Here is a 16,003-nt window from a genome sequence, read left to right on the forward strand (position 1 = left end):
TTGATTACCTCCGATTGATTTTATGGATAGTTTAATTTTACTCAGGTCTTACGCGAAGCTTCGCGCCCATGACCTTTGTGACGATGACGATAGCTCCCTCGGGAATTATCGTATTTTCGTCCTCAGGAACGGCACTCCAGTTTACCCCGTTGAGAGTGACACGACCTGTACCTTTGTCGACATTTATCTCCTCGATGACCGTGGCGTGTCTGCCGACGTCAAGTTCGGCATTCGTTGCAACAGCTGCCTTTTTCCTGCGTTTTTTTATGAGCGGTATGCTCAGCAGCAGGAATACAGACGATGATATAATGAATATACCAAGCTGTTCAAATGCGGACAACTCATAGAAATAGCTCAGCAGAAGCGTAATGAAGGCGCCTGCTGCGAACCAAATGGAAACGAGCTGTACCGTAGCGATCTCCGCGATCACGAAAGCGACAACTGCGATAGCCCAAAACAGTACACTCAAGGTGATTTCCCCCTTTCGCAAATATTTGTAGTAATCCCTACAATTCGTATTATATCACGAAAGTGTGAACTTTTCAAGTATGTTTGTCAAAAAAGCGACAAAATTTTTAGTCTTAAAGTATAATTACTGTATCTTTTTGAGCTCTGTATATGCCATTATATAGGGAGCTATGCCTTTCCCGTCATTTTCCACGACTTTTTCGCTGAGATAATACTCTGCGGAGCCGTCACGGCATGCATCGCCGCCGAGACCTCCCATAAGGCAGATATTCTTCAGCAACGGGATATCACCGCTGTTGTCGATGTACTTTTCGGTGACGGTGTTAAAGGCTTTTTTGCCTGCTGTGCGTATGTCATCACCGCAAATGCCAAGCCTTGCAGCTTTGAGGGCAGAGTAGGCAAACAGGAGGGTGCCGCTGGTCTCGGGATAGTTTCCCTCAAGCTCTGCTCTTGCGGGGAGCTGGAGCAGCATACCGTCATCGGTGCAGAAGCTGCACATATCATGAAGAAGCGAAGCAAGCTGCTGCCTCAGAGCGGAGCTGTCAGATGCTATTTCGCAGGTGTCAGCAAGGGCGGCGCAGAGCCAGCCGTTTGAGCGGAGCCAGAATTCGGGGGACAGCCCTGTTATCTTATCTGCCCAGCACATGGTATTGGTGTCGTCATAGCCGTGATAATACAGTCCCGTAACGGGATCGCGCATTATCTTTCTGATATCTGTGAACTGACGCTGAACGTCCTCGGTGACACCGCGCATATCGTGCAGCTTGGCGTACTCAGCCATGAAAGGCAGCACCATGTATGCACCGTCCAGCCAGATCTGGTCCTGATATACAGCCTTGTGCCAGAAGCTTCCGCAGGAAAGGCGCGGATGGCGCACTATCTGTTCATACCACAGCTTTTCAAACCCAAGACGGCAGCGCTCATCGCCTGTGAGCTTCCAGAGTCGGAACAGGTTCTTGCCGCCGTTTATGTTATCGAGATTGTAGTCGGCGAAGTTCATGGTGGGGATAGTGCCGTCCTCGGTGACGTATGTGTCTATAAATTTTACGGAGTAATCAAGCAGCCTTTTGTCGCCGCTTACGTCATAAAGCATAAGCAGGGCGGTTATCATGCAGTTGTCGATATAGTTCCACTTAGGCGGCTTACCGTAGAGAATGCTCTCCTGGTTCCACAAAGGGCTAAGCGGAGGAGACGGCAGTATAAACGAGTCTATATATTTTGAAATGATGTTGTCTGCTTTTGTCATCCTGACAGACCTCCTGCGGTTATACCGCTGACAAATTTTTTCTGTGCGAGTGCAAATACAGCCACGGAGGGGATAAGTCCGATGACGGACATAGCTATAACGGTGCGAAGCTCATAACCCTGACCCGTGCTGTCAACTGAAAGTCTCAAAGCCAGCGACAGGGGATATTTCTCCACCGACTGTATCATTATAAGGGGACCGAGAAAATCGTTCATGGTCCAGAGGAAGGTGAATACCGCTATTGAGATCACCGCAGGCTTTATGCACGGCACAAGCACGAGAAACAGTGTTTTCAGCGTGCCGCAGCCGTCTATCCTTGCAGCTTCGTCAAATTCCCGCGGTATCCCCTTGAAAAACTGAATGAGTATGAATACGAACATACCCTCGCCTGCAAAGAGCGCAGGCAGAGTGAGCGGGATATATGTGTCCAGCAGACTGAGTTTGCTCCAGAAGCTGTACATCGGCATAATTGTAACGATGGCAGGCATGAACATTCCGCAGATGAGCAGTCCGTAGAACAGTTTTTTCAGCGGGAAATCAAATCTTGCAAAGCCGTATGCCACCAGGACCGATGACAGTACCGCAAATACGGTCTTAGGCACTATTATCATGAATGTGTTCAGGAAATAGCGCCCCATAGTGTATGGCGTCACGGTCTGCCATGCTCTTTTATAAACTGACAGGTCGAGACCTTTCGGCATGAACCAAGCTGAGGTGAATATCTCGTCGTTGGTCTTGAAAGAAGCTCCCAGCAGCCACAGCATGGGATAGAGCATAAGCACAGCGACAGCCGTGAGGAGCAGATAGAGAAGGAGCTTTTTCATCGACCGTCCCTCCTCAGCGTTCCCGTTACCCTGTACATTATAAATACAATAAGGGCGATAAGCACGAACAGCAGCCATGACAGCGCATTTGCCGTACCTGCGTCGCCGTAGGTGAACATCTCCTCATATATGGACATACCGATAGTCCGTGTCTTTCCCAGGGGACCTCCGCCGGTCAGTATGTACGGAGCGTTGAACTCCTGCATGGCAGCAATGGTCTGGAGGACCAGATTTATGAAGATAACGTTCTTTATCTGTGGCAGAGTAATGGAGAAAAACGCCCTTGCCCGTCCGCAGCCGTCTACCCTTGCGGCTTCGTACAGCTCTTTGGGGATATCGCGGAGCGCTGCAAGGAAAATTATCATAGTTGAGCCGAACTCCCAGAGCCTCAGCAGCACTATCATAAAAAGCGCTGCGTTCGGGTCTCCGTACCAGCTTACGGGAGAAATTCCGACTGCTCCGAGGAGCTGATTGACCAGCCCTTCCGAGGTGAAAAGATACTGCCACATGATGATGACAGCGAGATTAGCTCCCAGTATAGATGGTATGTAGAAAGCTGTGCGGAATATACCGATCCCCCTCAGCTCCATATTGAGGAGCAGAGCAACAGCCAGCGAGACTGTCAGCTTCAGCGGCACAAGTATGAGGGCATACTTCAGCGTGACTGCGGCGGAGTTCCGTATCTGTCCGTCTGACAGGATATGCTTGTAGTTTTCAAAGCCGACAAAGCTGTTTCCGTCGGTGAGTCCTGTTATAAAGGATGATACGAACGGATAGACTATCAGCAGCAGTGCGCCTATGATAAAAGGCGATATAAGGAGCAGTCCCGTATATCTGCTGACACCTGTGGGATTTCGGTAGGTTCGGGTCTTCATTTTTTTATCTTCTCCAGATATTCTTTGACAGAGCGGTACATCTGCTCTGCGGCGGTCTTGGTATCAGCTGTGCCGTAGGAAACGGATTCGATAGCTGCGTTGTAAAATGACTTCATGCGCGTCAGCTCCATATACGGGCTGATGGTGATGGTATCAGCCTCGGTCAGCATATCCTCACATTCCTTGGAAAGTCCCGTAAGCGAGCCGCTTTGTTCAAGAGCATTGCGAGCTTTCCGTGACGCAGGGATACCGCGGGTAGTTCCCAGTATCTCCGCACATTCCTCATCGTTGAGGAGAAAGTCGACAAAGGCAGCAGCCTCATCGGGATGTTTTGTGTGTCCTGAAACTGCATAGAGCAGCGAAGGCTTTATCATCCAGCCGCTGTTGTTTCCGCTTTCGTCTGCAAGGAGTGGTCCTGATTCGAGGACTCCCTTTGGAAGAACCGCTTCATACTTGCCCACAGCGCTGCCCCATTCCAGAACACCTGCCACATTGCCGCCGATAAACTCGGGGGACTGATAGAGCGCGGCATTGCCGTCCTCGTCTGTACGGGTCTTTACCGTCCTGATGACATGGTTATCCTCAAGGAGCTTGTAGAAATCAAGGGCTTCGCGGATATCCTCCTCGGTAAAGCCCAGCTCGCCGTCAAGGGTTATGAACTGTCTGCCTGTTTTCTGCTGTATGTACACGACTGCAAGATACCACGCTGTGCCGCCCGACTGTATATCCAGATCCATAGGGTAGGCGTCCTCGCTGCTGAAGCTTTTTCCCAGAGCAATGAGATCCGACCATGTCTGTGGATAAGCAGCACCGATGGCGTTGTAAGCCTGTGAATTGTAGAACAGTCCGCGTCCGCTGAGGGATACCGTAACGGCATTGAGTTTACCGTCTACCCGTCCGAAGGATAGTGTTTCCTCGTCAAATCCCGAAAGATCGAGAGTGCCGCCCAGTGAGTCAAGGTCGTAGAAGCCCTTGCAGTCAGGGGACATGGATATGAGCCAGTCATAGTTTATCTGCATGATATCGGGCTCTGTACCGCTGTTCATCTGTGCAGTGACCTTTTCCGTCCAGCCGTCCCAGCCTCCGTATTCGGGGGTGACGGTGATATCGGGGTGCTTTTTGCTCCACAGATCTATGGCTTTCAGAGTCGCTTCGTGTCTGTCGTCGCCGCCCCACCATGAAAAGCGCAGCTCGCACTTGTCAAGGCTCCCATCGGGGGGCGTTACAGAAACAGCTTTTTTGCTTGCACAGGCAGAGAGTGAAAGTGCGCAGCAAAGAGCTGCGGCTTTAAAAAAAATCTTTTTCATACTCTCAGATCCCTGATATAATGATATAATGTAATTATACATCATTATAGAAGTAAAATCAATACAAAAATAGCAAAAACTCACAAAAATGCTTCCTGAGGAGAATATTTTTCATATACTGTTTTTGATGCGGTTTATCGCGCTCTTTTCAAGTCTTGACACCTGCGCCTGAGATATGCCGATCTCTCCTGCAACCTCCATCTGTGTCTTGCCGCGGAAAAACCGCAGATAGAGGATATTCTGCTCACGTTGTCCGAGTCCGCGGATGGCGTCGCGGATAGTGAGCTCGTCCATACGGCTCTCCACATCGTTCATATCGCTTATCTGGTCCATGATATAGAGATTGTCCTCTGAGTCGGAGTACACAGGCTCATACAGCGAAACGGGATCGCTGATGCTCTCAAGGGCAATGACCACATCTGAGCGCTTTTCGCCTATATCAGCGGCTATCTCGTCCATGGTAGGCTCGCGCTGAAGGTTCGAGGTAAGGCGCTCCTTTGACTGAAGTGCCTTGTATGCAAGGTCACGGAGGGAACGGCTCACCTTTACATGGCTGCTGTCGCGGAGATACCTTCTCAGCTCGCCGCTTATCATTGGGACGCAGTATGTGGAGAAGCGTACCTCCTTGGTAAGGTCGAAATTGTCGATCGCCTTCATGAGACCTATAACGCCTATCTGAAACAGGTCGTCTATATCCTCGCCCCGTCCCGTAAAGCGCTGTATAACGCTGAGCACAAGGCGCAGATTCCCCTTTATGAGCCTGTCTCTTGCGTCTTTGCTGCCCGTTTCGCGTATTTCTTTCAGCAGCTTGATCTTCTCGTCCTCTTTGAGTACGGTCAGCTCGGAAGTGTTTATCCCTGCGATGACTACTTTATTATATGCCATTACTATCCCTCCGTAAGGTATTACGAGGATATTATTGCCCGTATGCGGTCTTGTAATCACAGGGAAATAATGGCACAAAAAAGGAGCAGTGTGAACTGCTCCTTAAACTATCTCGGGTAAACGGGACATATGCTTCTTATTGAATTTGCGGATATAGGTCTTATTGAAAGCTGAAACAGCTTTTTTGTCGCTGAGATACATATTCTCGGGCAGAGCCTGAAGCACATCCGCGATATCACAGGCAAGTGCAGTGTCGCCGCCATCGAGGGTCCTGCGAAGTTCTCTTGAGGAGAATACCACAAAAGCCGTTGCAGCGTTGGGAACAGGGCTCTTTATTTGCAGCTCACAGCCCAGACTGTCTGAAAGAATGGCAAGAGCTTCATCTGCCGATATCCTGCCGTCTATCATATCCGCAAGTGCGTCAGCGGCATGACGGCTTTCCGCGGAGTCGGCGTTTGCCCTTATAAAGACAGCTGTCTTTCTGATGATATCAGTCATTACTGCTCCTTTACATAGTCGATGAGCTTGCCGAGGCATAGCTCAAAGCAGCTCCCGTACCATGTTTCTTCCATGTGTGGAATGGTAGCTTCGATACAGTCGAGAGTGAACTTCACGGATATATCAAGGCACTGCTGTATGTCCTTGCCAAGTGTACAGGCTCCGGAGAACACGCTGGAGAAAATATCTCCCGTGCCGTGAAAGCGTGAATTAACATTCCTTCCGAATGAGAAGTAGTATCTGTCGGACTCACTGTCGTAGGCAGCTGCTCCCTGCAGCTTGTCATCGTAGTGAACTCCTGTTATAACGGGGGTCTTGCAGCCCAGTTCAGCCAGTCTGCGGAGCGCGTCTTTGACGTAGTTCTCATCATAGTCCTCGGTGTAGGGGATACCGAGGAGAAAAGCGGTCTCGGTCATGTTTGGGATAATAAAGTCAGCCTTTGCACAGAGCTTCTTCATCTTCTCCACGAACTCGTCCGTAAAGCCTGCATAGAGCTTGCCTGCGTCGCCGAGAACCGGGTCTACTATTATATAATTATCATCTGTTCCGAAATCATCAAAAAAGTCGGAAACTATATCCACCTGTTCCATGGAGCCCAGATATCCTGTGTACAGAGCATCAAAGTGCAGATCCATGGTCTTCCAGTGTGAAGCTATGGCAGGGATATCGCTGGTGAGGTCGCGGAATGTATAGCCGCTGAAGCCCTCGCCCGTATGTGTGGAAAGCACAGCCGTGGGAATGACTGCGGTCTCTATGCCCATAGCCGAAATGATCGGCAGGGCAACTGTCAGTGAGCACTTTCCGAAGCATGAGATGTCCTGTATGGATACGATCTTCTTCATAATCATCTTTCTTTCAAAATAGCGTTATCAATTTATGATTATACAACAAAGATGTTCCTTTGTCAATATGCCGCGCAATACTGACAATATCATGCTGTATACACTTTATAAAAGAACCATTCTGCGAAGTATTATGTCATGATTTTGTTTTAAATGACATGATAGTACCATTGCGGGTTTGACACTGTTTCCCCTCATATGATAAAATCAAATTGGTGGTAAACTCCTTATCACTCGGCGAAAAACAGTTATAAAGGGGAATGGTGTATGAGGATAGAAAGTATAACCCTCGATCATGAAAGAACCAGAAATTTTGTAGTAGAGCGTCCCATGGGCGCAGGAGTATGGGTGTTCCTTGCACTGAAGGCAAGGGCAGTTTTTACTATCGGCGGCAGGGAGATACCTTCACCCGATAACTCTTTTATCCTGCTGACTCCCGAACAGCCATTCAGCTATCGCTGCGATGCGGACGACTTTAAGGAAGACAGCGTTTTCTTTACTCCCGATGATGAGGATATGAAGCGTATCACCGACATGAAGATACCGCTGAACAAGGTAATACCCGCAGCCGAGCTCACAGGAATAACATCACTTCTTCGCAGTATGTGCCTTGAGTACTATTCTGCCAACAAGAACAGGCTTGAGTCTGTGGACCTCTATTTCCGCCTGCTTCTCAGCAAGGTCAACGAGAGCGTTCTCAGCATGAAGAAGATAAGCGCAGTTCACGAGGGGCTTTACATAGAGAAGCTCATGTGGCTCCGCGAGAGCATTTACCGCTGGCCCTCCAAAACATGGACTGTAGACGAAATGGCAGCAGACGTGTCACTGAGCCGTTCAAGGCTCCAGCATCTCTACACCGAGACCTTCGGGATAAGCATATCCAAGGATATAATCACCAGCCGTCTGGACAAGGCGGCTGAGCTCCTGAAAAAGTCGGAATACTCCATCAACAAGGTAGCCGAGCTGGTAGGCTATCCCAATGCCTCTTACTTCAACAGACAGTTCAAGAACGGACTGGGCATGACTCCCACCGAATTCCGCAGGGAATATCAGGAACAGGAGGCAATATAAGCAAAAGCTCCGATAAATTCCGATTTATCGTAGCAGCCGTATAAAATTCAATGCCCCTAAGCGCTTTGAAACGCTTAGGGGCAAAACTTATATATGGGTATTTGTCTTCGCGGAGTTTCTTATTATTCACAGAACCATGGTTTTTTTGAGTTAAGCGTCATTTCCAGATCAATCTGCGTAGCAGTTCCGCCGCCGCTGTAAGGCAGGGGATTGATCATGTCGGTGCACTTTGAGAGATCGGCATTATGGAGAGTAGCCGATAACAGTGGTCTGCCGTAGCCAAGCAGCAGCGTAAGATATACTTCTTCGTTTTTCGGAAGCTTCCAGTTTTCGCCGTCTGTTACCCTGAACTTTATGATAAGGTCGCCGTTAAAAGAGTAATCTTCATAGGTATAAGGAGCAAAGTCCTCGGGACTCAGCTGCTGTCCTTTTTCATTGTGAAGACGTATCACATCGTCCATAGTCAGCGAGCCTGCAACGGGAGCGCTGAGGATAGCCTCTTTGAAAGTCCATTCGTTTACAGCTTCGAGAACATCTTCATAGGAATTTCTTGTCATATCTATGCTGTGTCCGCCAGTTTGGTCTGACAGTGTGCAGACGGCAAGTGCATCGGAGCTTTCGGACTTCTTTACGGTCAGATACCAGTTGCTTCTGTCGATGACGATAAACTTCATGTTCCGTGTGGGATCGAAATAATTGTAGTAGTTGCTGAACTCACGGAAGTCGCCTATTCTCAGAGCAGAGCCCTTTTTAGCAAGCTTCAGGACGTCATCAAGGTAAATGATACCCTCGTATTCTCTCTCGGGCTGAGTCTCATTTATAAAGCTCTGAACATCGTCATATCTTATATCTATGCCGTTCTTGGTATCTATGCCTTCCGTGGCAGGATATTCCTTTTTATTGATACCGCGGAGCAGCCTGATATAGAGCGGTTTCTCGGGCGGCACTCCGCCTACCCAGACAGTATATCCGCTGCCCTCATTGATCCTGAACTCCCAGATATAAAGACCTGAGCCTATATCCTGATAGATATATCCGGTAAAATCGGACCATGTGAGAGCGTCTTTTTTCTTTGAGAGCTCAATAACGTCCTTCAATGTGAGATTTTTTGACATAGGCTTTACCTGAGTTGTGGTTGCAGCCGCCGTAGTCGTAGTTTTTGTGCCTGTTTTGTCAGTCGTTTTCGCTGCGGTCTTGGCAGTAGTTTTGGCAGCTGCTCTGTCGGTGATCCTTCGTACTGTTGTACCTGCGGCAGGGCGGGTAGTCTCATGGACAGCATTTTCGCTATTGTCCGTGCTAACAGCGGTTTTGCCGCTTGTAACAGGCTGGTGAGCTGGATTATCGGTAGTTTCGACGGCAGCTTCATCAGTTACCACAGCGACGGTATGTGTAGTATCAGCAGAACTGCTTTCGATGATGTCAGAGGTCACTGTTGTGGCTGTTGCCATGATAACGGGAGTATCATCAACAGGCTTGCGGTCGGGAGCCTTCATCTTCATAATGCCCAATACTGCGCCGCAGACCACCAGTAAACAGGCGGCAGCAAGGAATACTCTGTGCAGAGCAGGGGAGCGGCGTACTACATCGGTGCCCCTTACCTCATCATCGTCAGCCATATCCATACGGCTCAGAGCCTTGCGGTAGATACGCTCCGAGGTCTTTTTGTCGGCGGCAGTATAGCTGTCTGCAATGCGGCGGACGGTCTTATCGTCTGCATTGTGCAGTATATCGCTAATGTTCCTTTTCATAATATCCCTCCTTCAAAGGGTGATGTCCATATCGGTAAGAATGGTTTTCAGCTTTTTCAGTGCTCTGCGGAGCCTGCTTCTCACCGTTATGGGGTTCATGCCGAGGATACGCGCGGTCTCGGATGAGCTTCTGTCATAGAAGTACTTCTGTATGATTATGGAGGAGTCGGGCTCGCCAAGCTCCTCAATCTTACTCAGGAGAATTGCCGATATATCGGAGCTCTCTGTGTCCGCCTCAATATCGTCTCCCGAGGCGAGAGTGTATTCTGTTTCGGCTTCAAGGGGGATATTGAGAGCGGTATGCGTATTTATTGAGCGTCGGAAGTCTATGGCGCGGCGCTTTGCAGAGGTGCCGATATAGGCTTTCAGCGAGGTATCGCGAAGCACATCATATTTCATCATGACATCGCTGAGCACCTCGGCGGTGCAGTCCTCAACATCGTTTCGGCTTCCTATTCCGCGGAGAATACTGTAAACTATGGTATAGGCATAGCTCCAGTACTCGTCAAACAGTGCCCTGAAACCTTCCTCGGGCGACTCTTTCATCATTCTCTTTATGTCGTTCTCGTTCATTATCCCACCCCCTTTTCGGAAGATACATATATATGTCTTCATTATACACATACGATGAGTAAATGTAAAGTGTTGCACAGAGATGAGCTTCCGATGCCTTTTTACGGCTGAGTTTTGCCGCAGAGTAACTTTATCTCCGCGTTACTTGCTATTTTTGTAATTTTATGATATAAGCGGCGAGCCGCCGCCCCCTGTTTCGCGGCAATGCTTTACATAAAAGCACTTTTTCTCCGCGGACGTTGATTTATTTAAATTTATATGATATAATAGTAGATATTCTACTATGAGGAGTGAGATTATGAAGGAATTACACAACGAGCACTTTACGGGGGAAAGGGCTCTGTTTCAGTGCAACGAACTCAGAATAAGCGGTTCGGTCTTCGATGACGGAGAGTCGCCGCTCAAACACAGCAGATTTATCGATCTTTCCGACTGTACCTTCGGGTGGAAGTACCCTATATGGTACAGCGAAAACATCAGGATGAAAAATTGCAGGATAGGGGAGCACGGCCGTGCGGGAATATGGTATGTCACAGATGTAAAGGTAGAAGATACTGTAATAGAAGCACCTAAGTGTTTCCGTCACTCAAACGGAATAAGCATGAACAATGTCAGCTTTCCCGGCGGGCAGGAGACCCTTTGGAAGTGTGCGAATATCCGTCTGAACAATGTGACCGCAGAAGGTGATTATTTTGCTATGGACTGTGACGGCATGGAGGTCAACAGTCTGAAGCTGACAGGCGGCTACTCCTTTGACGGCGTAAGGAATGTGACTGTCAAGAATTCTGTTATCACAGGCAGAGACGCTTTCTGGAACAGTGAGAATGTCATCATATATGATTCTGTCATCACAGGAAAGTACTTCTGCTGGAATTCACGCAACATCACCCTTGTTAACTGCACCGTGGAGAGCCTTCAGGGAATGTGCTATACGGAGAACCTTATACTCAGGAACTGCAAGCTTCCGAATACTACCCTTGCCTTTGAGTATTCTACTGTAAATGCCGATATAAAGGGCGGTATCGACAGTATCATGAACCCTTACGGCGGCGTGATAAAGGCTGACTCAATAGGAGAGACCATCATGGACGAGAAGCAGGTAGACGTATCAAGGACAAAGATCATAGTTGGCGCTCAGTAAAAAATATAGCCCCGAAGCGTTTGACGCCTCGGGGCTGTTTTGCATATTTCCTTGCAAATGAACAAGTTTATGCGTTGTTCCTTGCAATCAGCAGTTATTTATGCTATAATTACTTGGAAATAAGAGCAAGTGTATCTCTTGCGATGAGGAGCTCCTCATTTGTGGGAACGATCCATACCTCGATCTTTGAATCAGGTGTGGAGATCTTTGTGAGCTTGCCTCTGATAGAGCGGTTGAGCTCCTTGTCGATCTTGATTCCGAAGTAATCCATATCCTCACAAACCTGCTCTCTTACTTCCCATGAGTTCTCGCCGATACCGCCTGTGAAGAGGACAGCGTCGAGACCGTTCATAGCAGCTGCATAAGAGCCGATGTACTTCTTGATCTCGTAAGCCAGCATATCGGAAACCAGCTGAGCCTTTTTGTTTCCGTTGTTTGCAGCTTCCTGAATGTCACGGTTATCTGAACCAACGCCTGATACACCGAGGAAGCCTGACTTCTTGTTCATATATTCGCTCATCTGTGAAGGTGTGAAGCCGTGCTTGTCAGCAACGAAGGTTACAGCAGAGGGGTCTACGGAACCTGTTCTTGTACCCATTACAACACCGTCAAGAGGAGTGAAGCCCATTGAAGTATCTACGGACTTGCCTGCGTCAACAGCTGTGATCGATGAACCGTTTCCGAGGTGACATGAAACGATCTTGAGATCCTTGATGTCCTTGCCCATAGCCTCTGCGAGAGCAGCGGATACGAAACGGTGTGATGTGCCGTGGAAGCCGTACTTCCTTACGTGGAGCTTCTCATAATCATCATAGGGAAGACCGAACATGAATGCCTTGGGGGGCATTGTCTGATGGAAGGCTGTATCAAAAACAACTACCTGAGGTACGTTTGCGGGGATAACGCTCTTGCAGGCTCTGAGTGCCAGTGCGTGTGCGTGGTTGTGTACGGGAGCAAGCTCGCGGAGCTCGTCGATCTTGTCGATTACCTCATCGGTAACGAGAACGGACTTGTCGAATACGTCAGCGCCCTGTACTATTCTGTGACCAACAGCAGAGATAGCGTCCATGCTGTCGATGACCTTTGCATCGCCTGATGTAAGGCACTCTACCAGCTTCATGAAAGCCTCTGTATGTGTGGGGAATGAGCAGTCCTCGTCAAGAACTCTGCCGTCAGCAGTCTTGTGATTGATATGGCCGTCGATACCGATACGGTCGCAGTTGCCCTTAGCGATAACGCTCTCATCGCTCATGTCGATGAGCTGATACTTCAGTGAGGAGCTTCCTGCATTTACAACTAAGATGATCATATATGTAATTTCCTTTCAAAAAATATTTTGCATATATTATTATATACTATTTTTGAAAAATTGCAAGTCCTTTTTTGAAATTTACGGGGGGCAAGCGGCATTTTTCTGCGTGAAAGGGGCGGAAATGCTGTGCTTTAGTGTTGCAAAACACCTAAAACCGCGTCAAAAACCTGCAATAATATGTAAAGTTGAGAAAAATTTACAGAAAATCATTGAAATAAAAGAAAAGAGGTAGTAAAATGAAAGTCAGCGGTATTATCTGTGAGTATAATCCCTTCCACAACGGACATCTTTATCATATCAGAAAGACCCGTGAGAACGGCGCTACGCATATTGCTGCGGTAATGAGCGGCAATTTTGTACAGCGCGGCGATACTGCCGTTATGGACAAGCTTGAAAGAGCAAGGCTGGCAGTCCGTTCGGGAGCTGATCTTGTCATTGAGCTGCCTGTGCAGTACAGTCTTGCCTCGGCGGAGAATTTCGCGTCGGGTGCTGTTCATCTTCTGGACAGTCTGGGTGCTGTGGACGAGCTTTCATTCGGCAGCGAATGCGGCGATACGCAGAAGCTTCTGAAGGCTATGGAGACAGTTGATCTTGCGGCGCTCACACACGCCGATGAGATAAAAAGCATTATGGAAAAGGGATATACTTACCCGAGAGCGCTCAATTCCGTGGTAAACGGCTACGATCCCGAGGCGGCTGCTGTCATAGCAGAGCCCAACAACACACTTGCAGTCGAGTACCTGAGGGCGCTTAAAAGAAGCGGTTCAGCCATGGAGCCTTTCACGGTAATGCGTGAAAAGGCTGCACATGACGGTACGGAAGCTTCCGACGGCTTTGCAAGTGCATCAATGCTCCGCGAGATGATAGAGAACGGCGAGAGCATAGACAGCTTCACTACCGAGGAGTGGGCTGCTGCTGTGAGAAATGCGGTAAAAAACGGCGAGACAGCGTCCATGAGCAGGCTCGAAAGAGTCATACTCTACAAGCTGCGTACCTGCTCTGTTGAGGAGATAGCGCAGATATGCGACGTGGGACAGGGACTGGAGCACAGGATATACGGCGCGAGGATGGCAGGCTCACTTGACGAGCTGCTGTTCACGGTAAAGACGAAAAGATACACTATGGCAAGGATAAGGCGAATAATGCTTGCCCTGCTCATAGGTATAACAAAGACAGATATGGAGCAGCTGCCGCCATACGGAAGGATACTCGCCTTCAATGAGCGGGGCAGAGAGATACTTGCGAGAGCCAAGGGCTCTGCGGTGATACCATTCGGCTCCTCTATCGCAAAGCTGTCACAGCTGGGGGATACTGCTGAACGCTTTGCGGAGCTTGAGATAAGAGCTTCGGATATATATGGGCTGGCACTTGACACGGTAACGTCCGCCCAGAAGGATTATAGGGCAAAAATAATGATAGATATGGAGTAGTGTAAATGATAGCGGACTTTCTTCGTAAAGCAGCCGCAGCGGCTGCTGCGATGATCTCACTGACATCATGCGGTAAAATGGTAGTGCTCATGGACTCCGAGATCGATGACCCCCATGCTTCAGCAAATGCCTGTTCAAAGGTGGAGGTCACTAAGGCGTCTGAGCCTGCTGCCGAGCCTGTTACGGAACAGTTTACTCTTGACATAAAAATGCCCGAGGGATATGAGATCCCCAAAAGCTACGCAATAGCTGATTTCAACACCGTTCTCCAGAAGCCCGAGCTTCCTACGGGCTGTGAGGTAACGGCACTGTGCGAGGTACTCCAGTATCTCGGATTTGACATCGACAAGGTGACGCTTGCCGACGAGTTCATGCCCATGGACAACAACGGTATCACCACCATGAAGACTGCCTACATTGGTGACCCTAAGTCCGATGAGGGCTTCGGCTGCTTTGCTCCCGTTATAGTGCAGACTGCCGACGATTACTTTGAGTCGGTGAACTCTCCCTGCTACGCTGTGGACATCACAGGAAGCTCCATGCAGGAGATATACTATCAGGTGAGTCAGGGCAGACCCGTAGTTATATGGAGCACCATAAACCAGATCATAACTACTCCCAACCTGCGCTGGGTGACCAATGAGGGCGAGGAGATGTGGTTCAATGATTTCCAGCACTGCGTCGCCATTTACGGCTATGACCTCGAAGAAAAGGTTGTCCATATCGCGGACCCTCTGGTCGGAAATGTAAAATACGGTATTGAACAGTTTGAAAAGACCTATGAGGTCATGGGCAAACAGGCTGTGGTCATCTGCGGAGACGCCAAAACTCAGGGAGACTACAAGGCGCCTGCCGATAAGCCTCAGTCGCCGATACTGAGCCGCAATAAGGCTGAGCGCAAGAAAGCCGAGGAGGAAGAAGCACGCCGCAAGGCTGAGGAAGAGGAGCGCAAAAAGGCTGAGGAAGAGCGCAAGAAAGCTGAAGAGGAAGAACGCAAAAGAGCTGAGGAAGAAGAAAAACAAAGGGCTGCGGAGGAAGCAGCACAGGCTCAGGAGGAGAATGAGGCTGTTGAAGAGCCTGCTCCTGCTGAGGAACAACATGATGAAGGCGAAGAGGAGCAGGGATAACTTGATAAAAGGCGTGATTTTTGACCTTGACGGTACACTGCTTGACTCCATGACCGTGTGGAGCAGCATTGACCGCGAATTTTTAATAGAAAACGGCATTTCCGATCCTCCCCCCGAGGTCTCGGACGTTGTAAAAAAGATGACTGTGGACGAGTCTTCACAGTATTTCATCGACCGCTTCGGACTTCACTGCACCAAGGAGTATGTTATAAAGCGGATCGAAGACATGGTTCGTCAGCGCTATGAGGAGCAGATACCCCTGAAGCCCCACGCTGAGGAGGTGCTGGACTTCCTTGACAGCAGGAACGTGCCTTACGGTATAGCCACAGCTACCTATAAAGGACTGGCGGAAGCAGCGCTGAAACGCTGCGGAGTTTATGACAGGTTCCGCTTCCTGCTGACTGACAGGGAGTACCCCGCAGGAAAGAATTACCCTGATATTTTTCTCGGAGGAGCTCAGCGTCTCGGCGCACAGCCTGATGAGACCCTTGTTATCGAGGACTCGCTCCACTGCATAGAGACTGCAAAATCAGCAGGTTTTACGGTCTGCGGAGTTTATGACTCCGTTGCAGAGGCTGACAGCGGCAGGATAAAGGAGCTTTCTGACTTCTATGTGAAGTCTCTGGACGGGATAATACAAATAATTTAGGGCGAAC

General features: G+C 49.1%; 16 protein-coding genes. 5 read left to right on the forward strand and 11 right to left on the reverse strand.

Annotated elements, in window-relative coordinates:
• Window positions 1-37: 37 nt before the first annotated feature.
• The 8 genes from DSZ37_RS13830 to DSZ37_RS13865 all read right to left on the reverse strand — a co-directional run bounded on the left by DSZ37_RS13830 (window position 38) and on the right by DSZ37_RS13865 (window position 6,945).
• Window positions 38-469 carry an NfeD family protein gene (locus tag DSZ37_RS13830; protein WP_181380327.1) on the reverse strand — a complete coding sequence of 144 codons (432 nt, stop codon included), beginning with the start codon at window positions 467-469 and terminating at the stop codon, window positions 38-40.
• A gap of 123 nt (window positions 470-592) precedes the next feature.
• A complete protein-coding gene (locus DSZ37_RS13835) occupies window positions 593-1,714 on the reverse strand; it encodes a glycoside hydrolase family 88/105 protein (RefSeq protein WP_109727481.1) in 1,122 nt (373 codons plus the stop codon).
• Window positions 1,711-2,538, reverse strand: coding sequence for a carbohydrate ABC transporter permease (locus tag DSZ37_RS13840; RefSeq protein WP_109727482.1), 828 nt, complete (start codon window positions 2,536-2,538; stop codon window positions 1,711-1,713). Before DSZ37_RS13840 ends, DSZ37_RS13835 begins: the two co-directional genes overlap by 4 nt.
• The gene (locus DSZ37_RS13845; protein ID WP_109727483.1) at window positions 2,535-3,413 is read right to left on the reverse strand and encodes a carbohydrate ABC transporter permease; all 879 of its coding nucleotides are present in this window, start codon (window positions 3,411-3,413) and stop codon (window positions 2,535-2,537) included. Before DSZ37_RS13845 ends, DSZ37_RS13840 begins: the two co-directional genes overlap by 4 nt.
• Window positions 3,410-4,720 (reverse strand): extracellular solute-binding protein, encoded by a 1,311-nt coding sequence (locus tag DSZ37_RS13850; protein ID WP_109727484.1) that lies wholly within the window; start codon window positions 4,718-4,720, stop codon window positions 3,410-3,412. Before DSZ37_RS13850 ends, DSZ37_RS13845 begins: the two co-directional genes overlap by 4 nt.
• 111 nt (window positions 4,721-4,831) lie before the next feature.
• Window positions 4,832-5,605 (reverse strand): RNA polymerase sporulation sigma factor SigG, encoded by a 774-nt coding sequence (sigG, locus tag DSZ37_RS13855; RefSeq protein WP_109727485.1) that lies wholly within the window; start codon window positions 5,603-5,605, stop codon window positions 4,832-4,834.
• A 102-nt stretch (window positions 5,606-5,707) separates the two neighbouring features.
• On the reverse strand, window positions 5,708-6,103 hold the full coding sequence (locus DSZ37_RS13860; RefSeq protein ID WP_109727486.1) for a hypothetical protein: 396 nt from the start codon (window positions 6,101-6,103) through the stop codon (window positions 5,708-5,710).
• Window positions 6,103-6,945: a pyridoxamine kinase gene (locus DSZ37_RS13865; protein WP_109727487.1), complete on the reverse strand. Its 843-nt coding sequence runs from the start codon at window positions 6,943-6,945 to the stop codon at window positions 6,103-6,105. The genes DSZ37_RS13860 and DSZ37_RS13865 overlap by 1 nt, the downstream gene beginning before the upstream one ends.
• A 267-nt stretch (window positions 6,946-7,212) precedes the next feature.
• Here DSZ37_RS13865 and DSZ37_RS13870 point away from each other — a divergent pair, with 267 nt between their 5' ends.
• Complete coding sequence (locus DSZ37_RS13870) at window positions 7,213-8,016, forward strand: helix-turn-helix domain-containing protein (protein ID WP_109727488.1); 804 nt, start codon at window positions 7,213-7,215, stop codon at window positions 8,014-8,016.
• A gap of 122 nt (window positions 8,017-8,138) precedes the next feature.
• On the opposite strand, the gene DSZ37_RS13875 is transcribed toward DSZ37_RS13870, so the two are convergent.
• Both DSZ37_RS13875 and DSZ37_RS13880 read right to left on the reverse strand, forming a co-directional pair.
• Window positions 8,139-9,764 carry a hypothetical protein gene (locus DSZ37_RS13875; RefSeq protein ID WP_109727489.1) on the reverse strand — a complete coding sequence of 542 codons (1,626 nt, stop codon included), beginning with the start codon at window positions 9,762-9,764 and terminating at the stop codon, window positions 8,139-8,141.
• Between the two features lie 12 nt (window positions 9,765-9,776).
• Window positions 9,777-10,337 (reverse strand): RNA polymerase sigma factor, encoded by a 561-nt coding sequence (locus DSZ37_RS13880; protein WP_109727490.1) that lies wholly within the window; start codon window positions 10,335-10,337, stop codon window positions 9,777-9,779.
• A gap of 298 nt (window positions 10,338-10,635) precedes the next feature.
• Between DSZ37_RS13880 and DSZ37_RS13885 the strand changes: the two genes are divergently transcribed.
• The gene (locus DSZ37_RS13885; protein WP_109727491.1) at window positions 10,636-11,478 is read left to right on the forward strand and encodes a DUF3737 family protein; all 843 of its coding nucleotides are present in this window, start codon (window positions 10,636-10,638) and stop codon (window positions 11,476-11,478) included.
• 109 nt (window positions 11,479-11,587) lie between these two features.
• Here the strand turns inward: DSZ37_RS13885 and DSZ37_RS13890 are convergent, their stop codons facing one another.
• A complete protein-coding gene (locus DSZ37_RS13890) occupies window positions 11,588-12,787 on the reverse strand; it encodes an acetate/propionate family kinase (RefSeq protein ID WP_109727492.1) in 1,200 nt (399 codons plus the stop codon).
• Window positions 12,788-13,026: 239 nt separating this feature from the next.
• Between DSZ37_RS13890 and DSZ37_RS13900 the strand changes: the two genes are divergently transcribed.
• Genes DSZ37_RS13900 through DSZ37_RS13910 form a run of 3 tightly spaced genes read left to right on the forward strand, consistent with a single transcriptional unit; the run spans window position 13,027 to window position 15,996 of the window.
• On the forward strand, window positions 13,027-14,220 hold the full coding sequence (locus tag DSZ37_RS13900; RefSeq protein ID WP_109727494.1) for a tRNA(Met) cytidine acetate ligase: 1,194 nt from the start codon (window positions 13,027-13,029) through the stop codon (window positions 14,218-14,220).
• 5 nt (window positions 14,221-14,225) lie between these two features.
• Window positions 14,226-15,347 carry a C39 family peptidase gene (locus DSZ37_RS13905; RefSeq protein ID WP_109727495.1) on the forward strand — a complete coding sequence of 374 codons (1,122 nt, stop codon included), beginning with the start codon at window positions 14,226-14,228 and terminating at the stop codon, window positions 15,345-15,347.
• Entirely contained in the window at window positions 15,319-15,996 is a 678-nt protein-coding gene (locus tag DSZ37_RS13910) for an HAD family hydrolase (protein ID WP_109727496.1), read from the forward strand. Before DSZ37_RS13905 ends, DSZ37_RS13910 begins: the two co-directional genes overlap by 29 nt.
• The last annotated feature ends 7 nt before the right edge of the window (window positions 15,997-16,003 follow it).

The organism is Ruminococcus flavefaciens (genome assembly GCF_900116855.1).
In the GTDB taxonomy this organism is placed as follows: Bacteria; Bacillota; Clostridia; order Oscillospirales; family Ruminococcaceae; genus Ruminococcus; species Ruminococcus flavefaciens_R.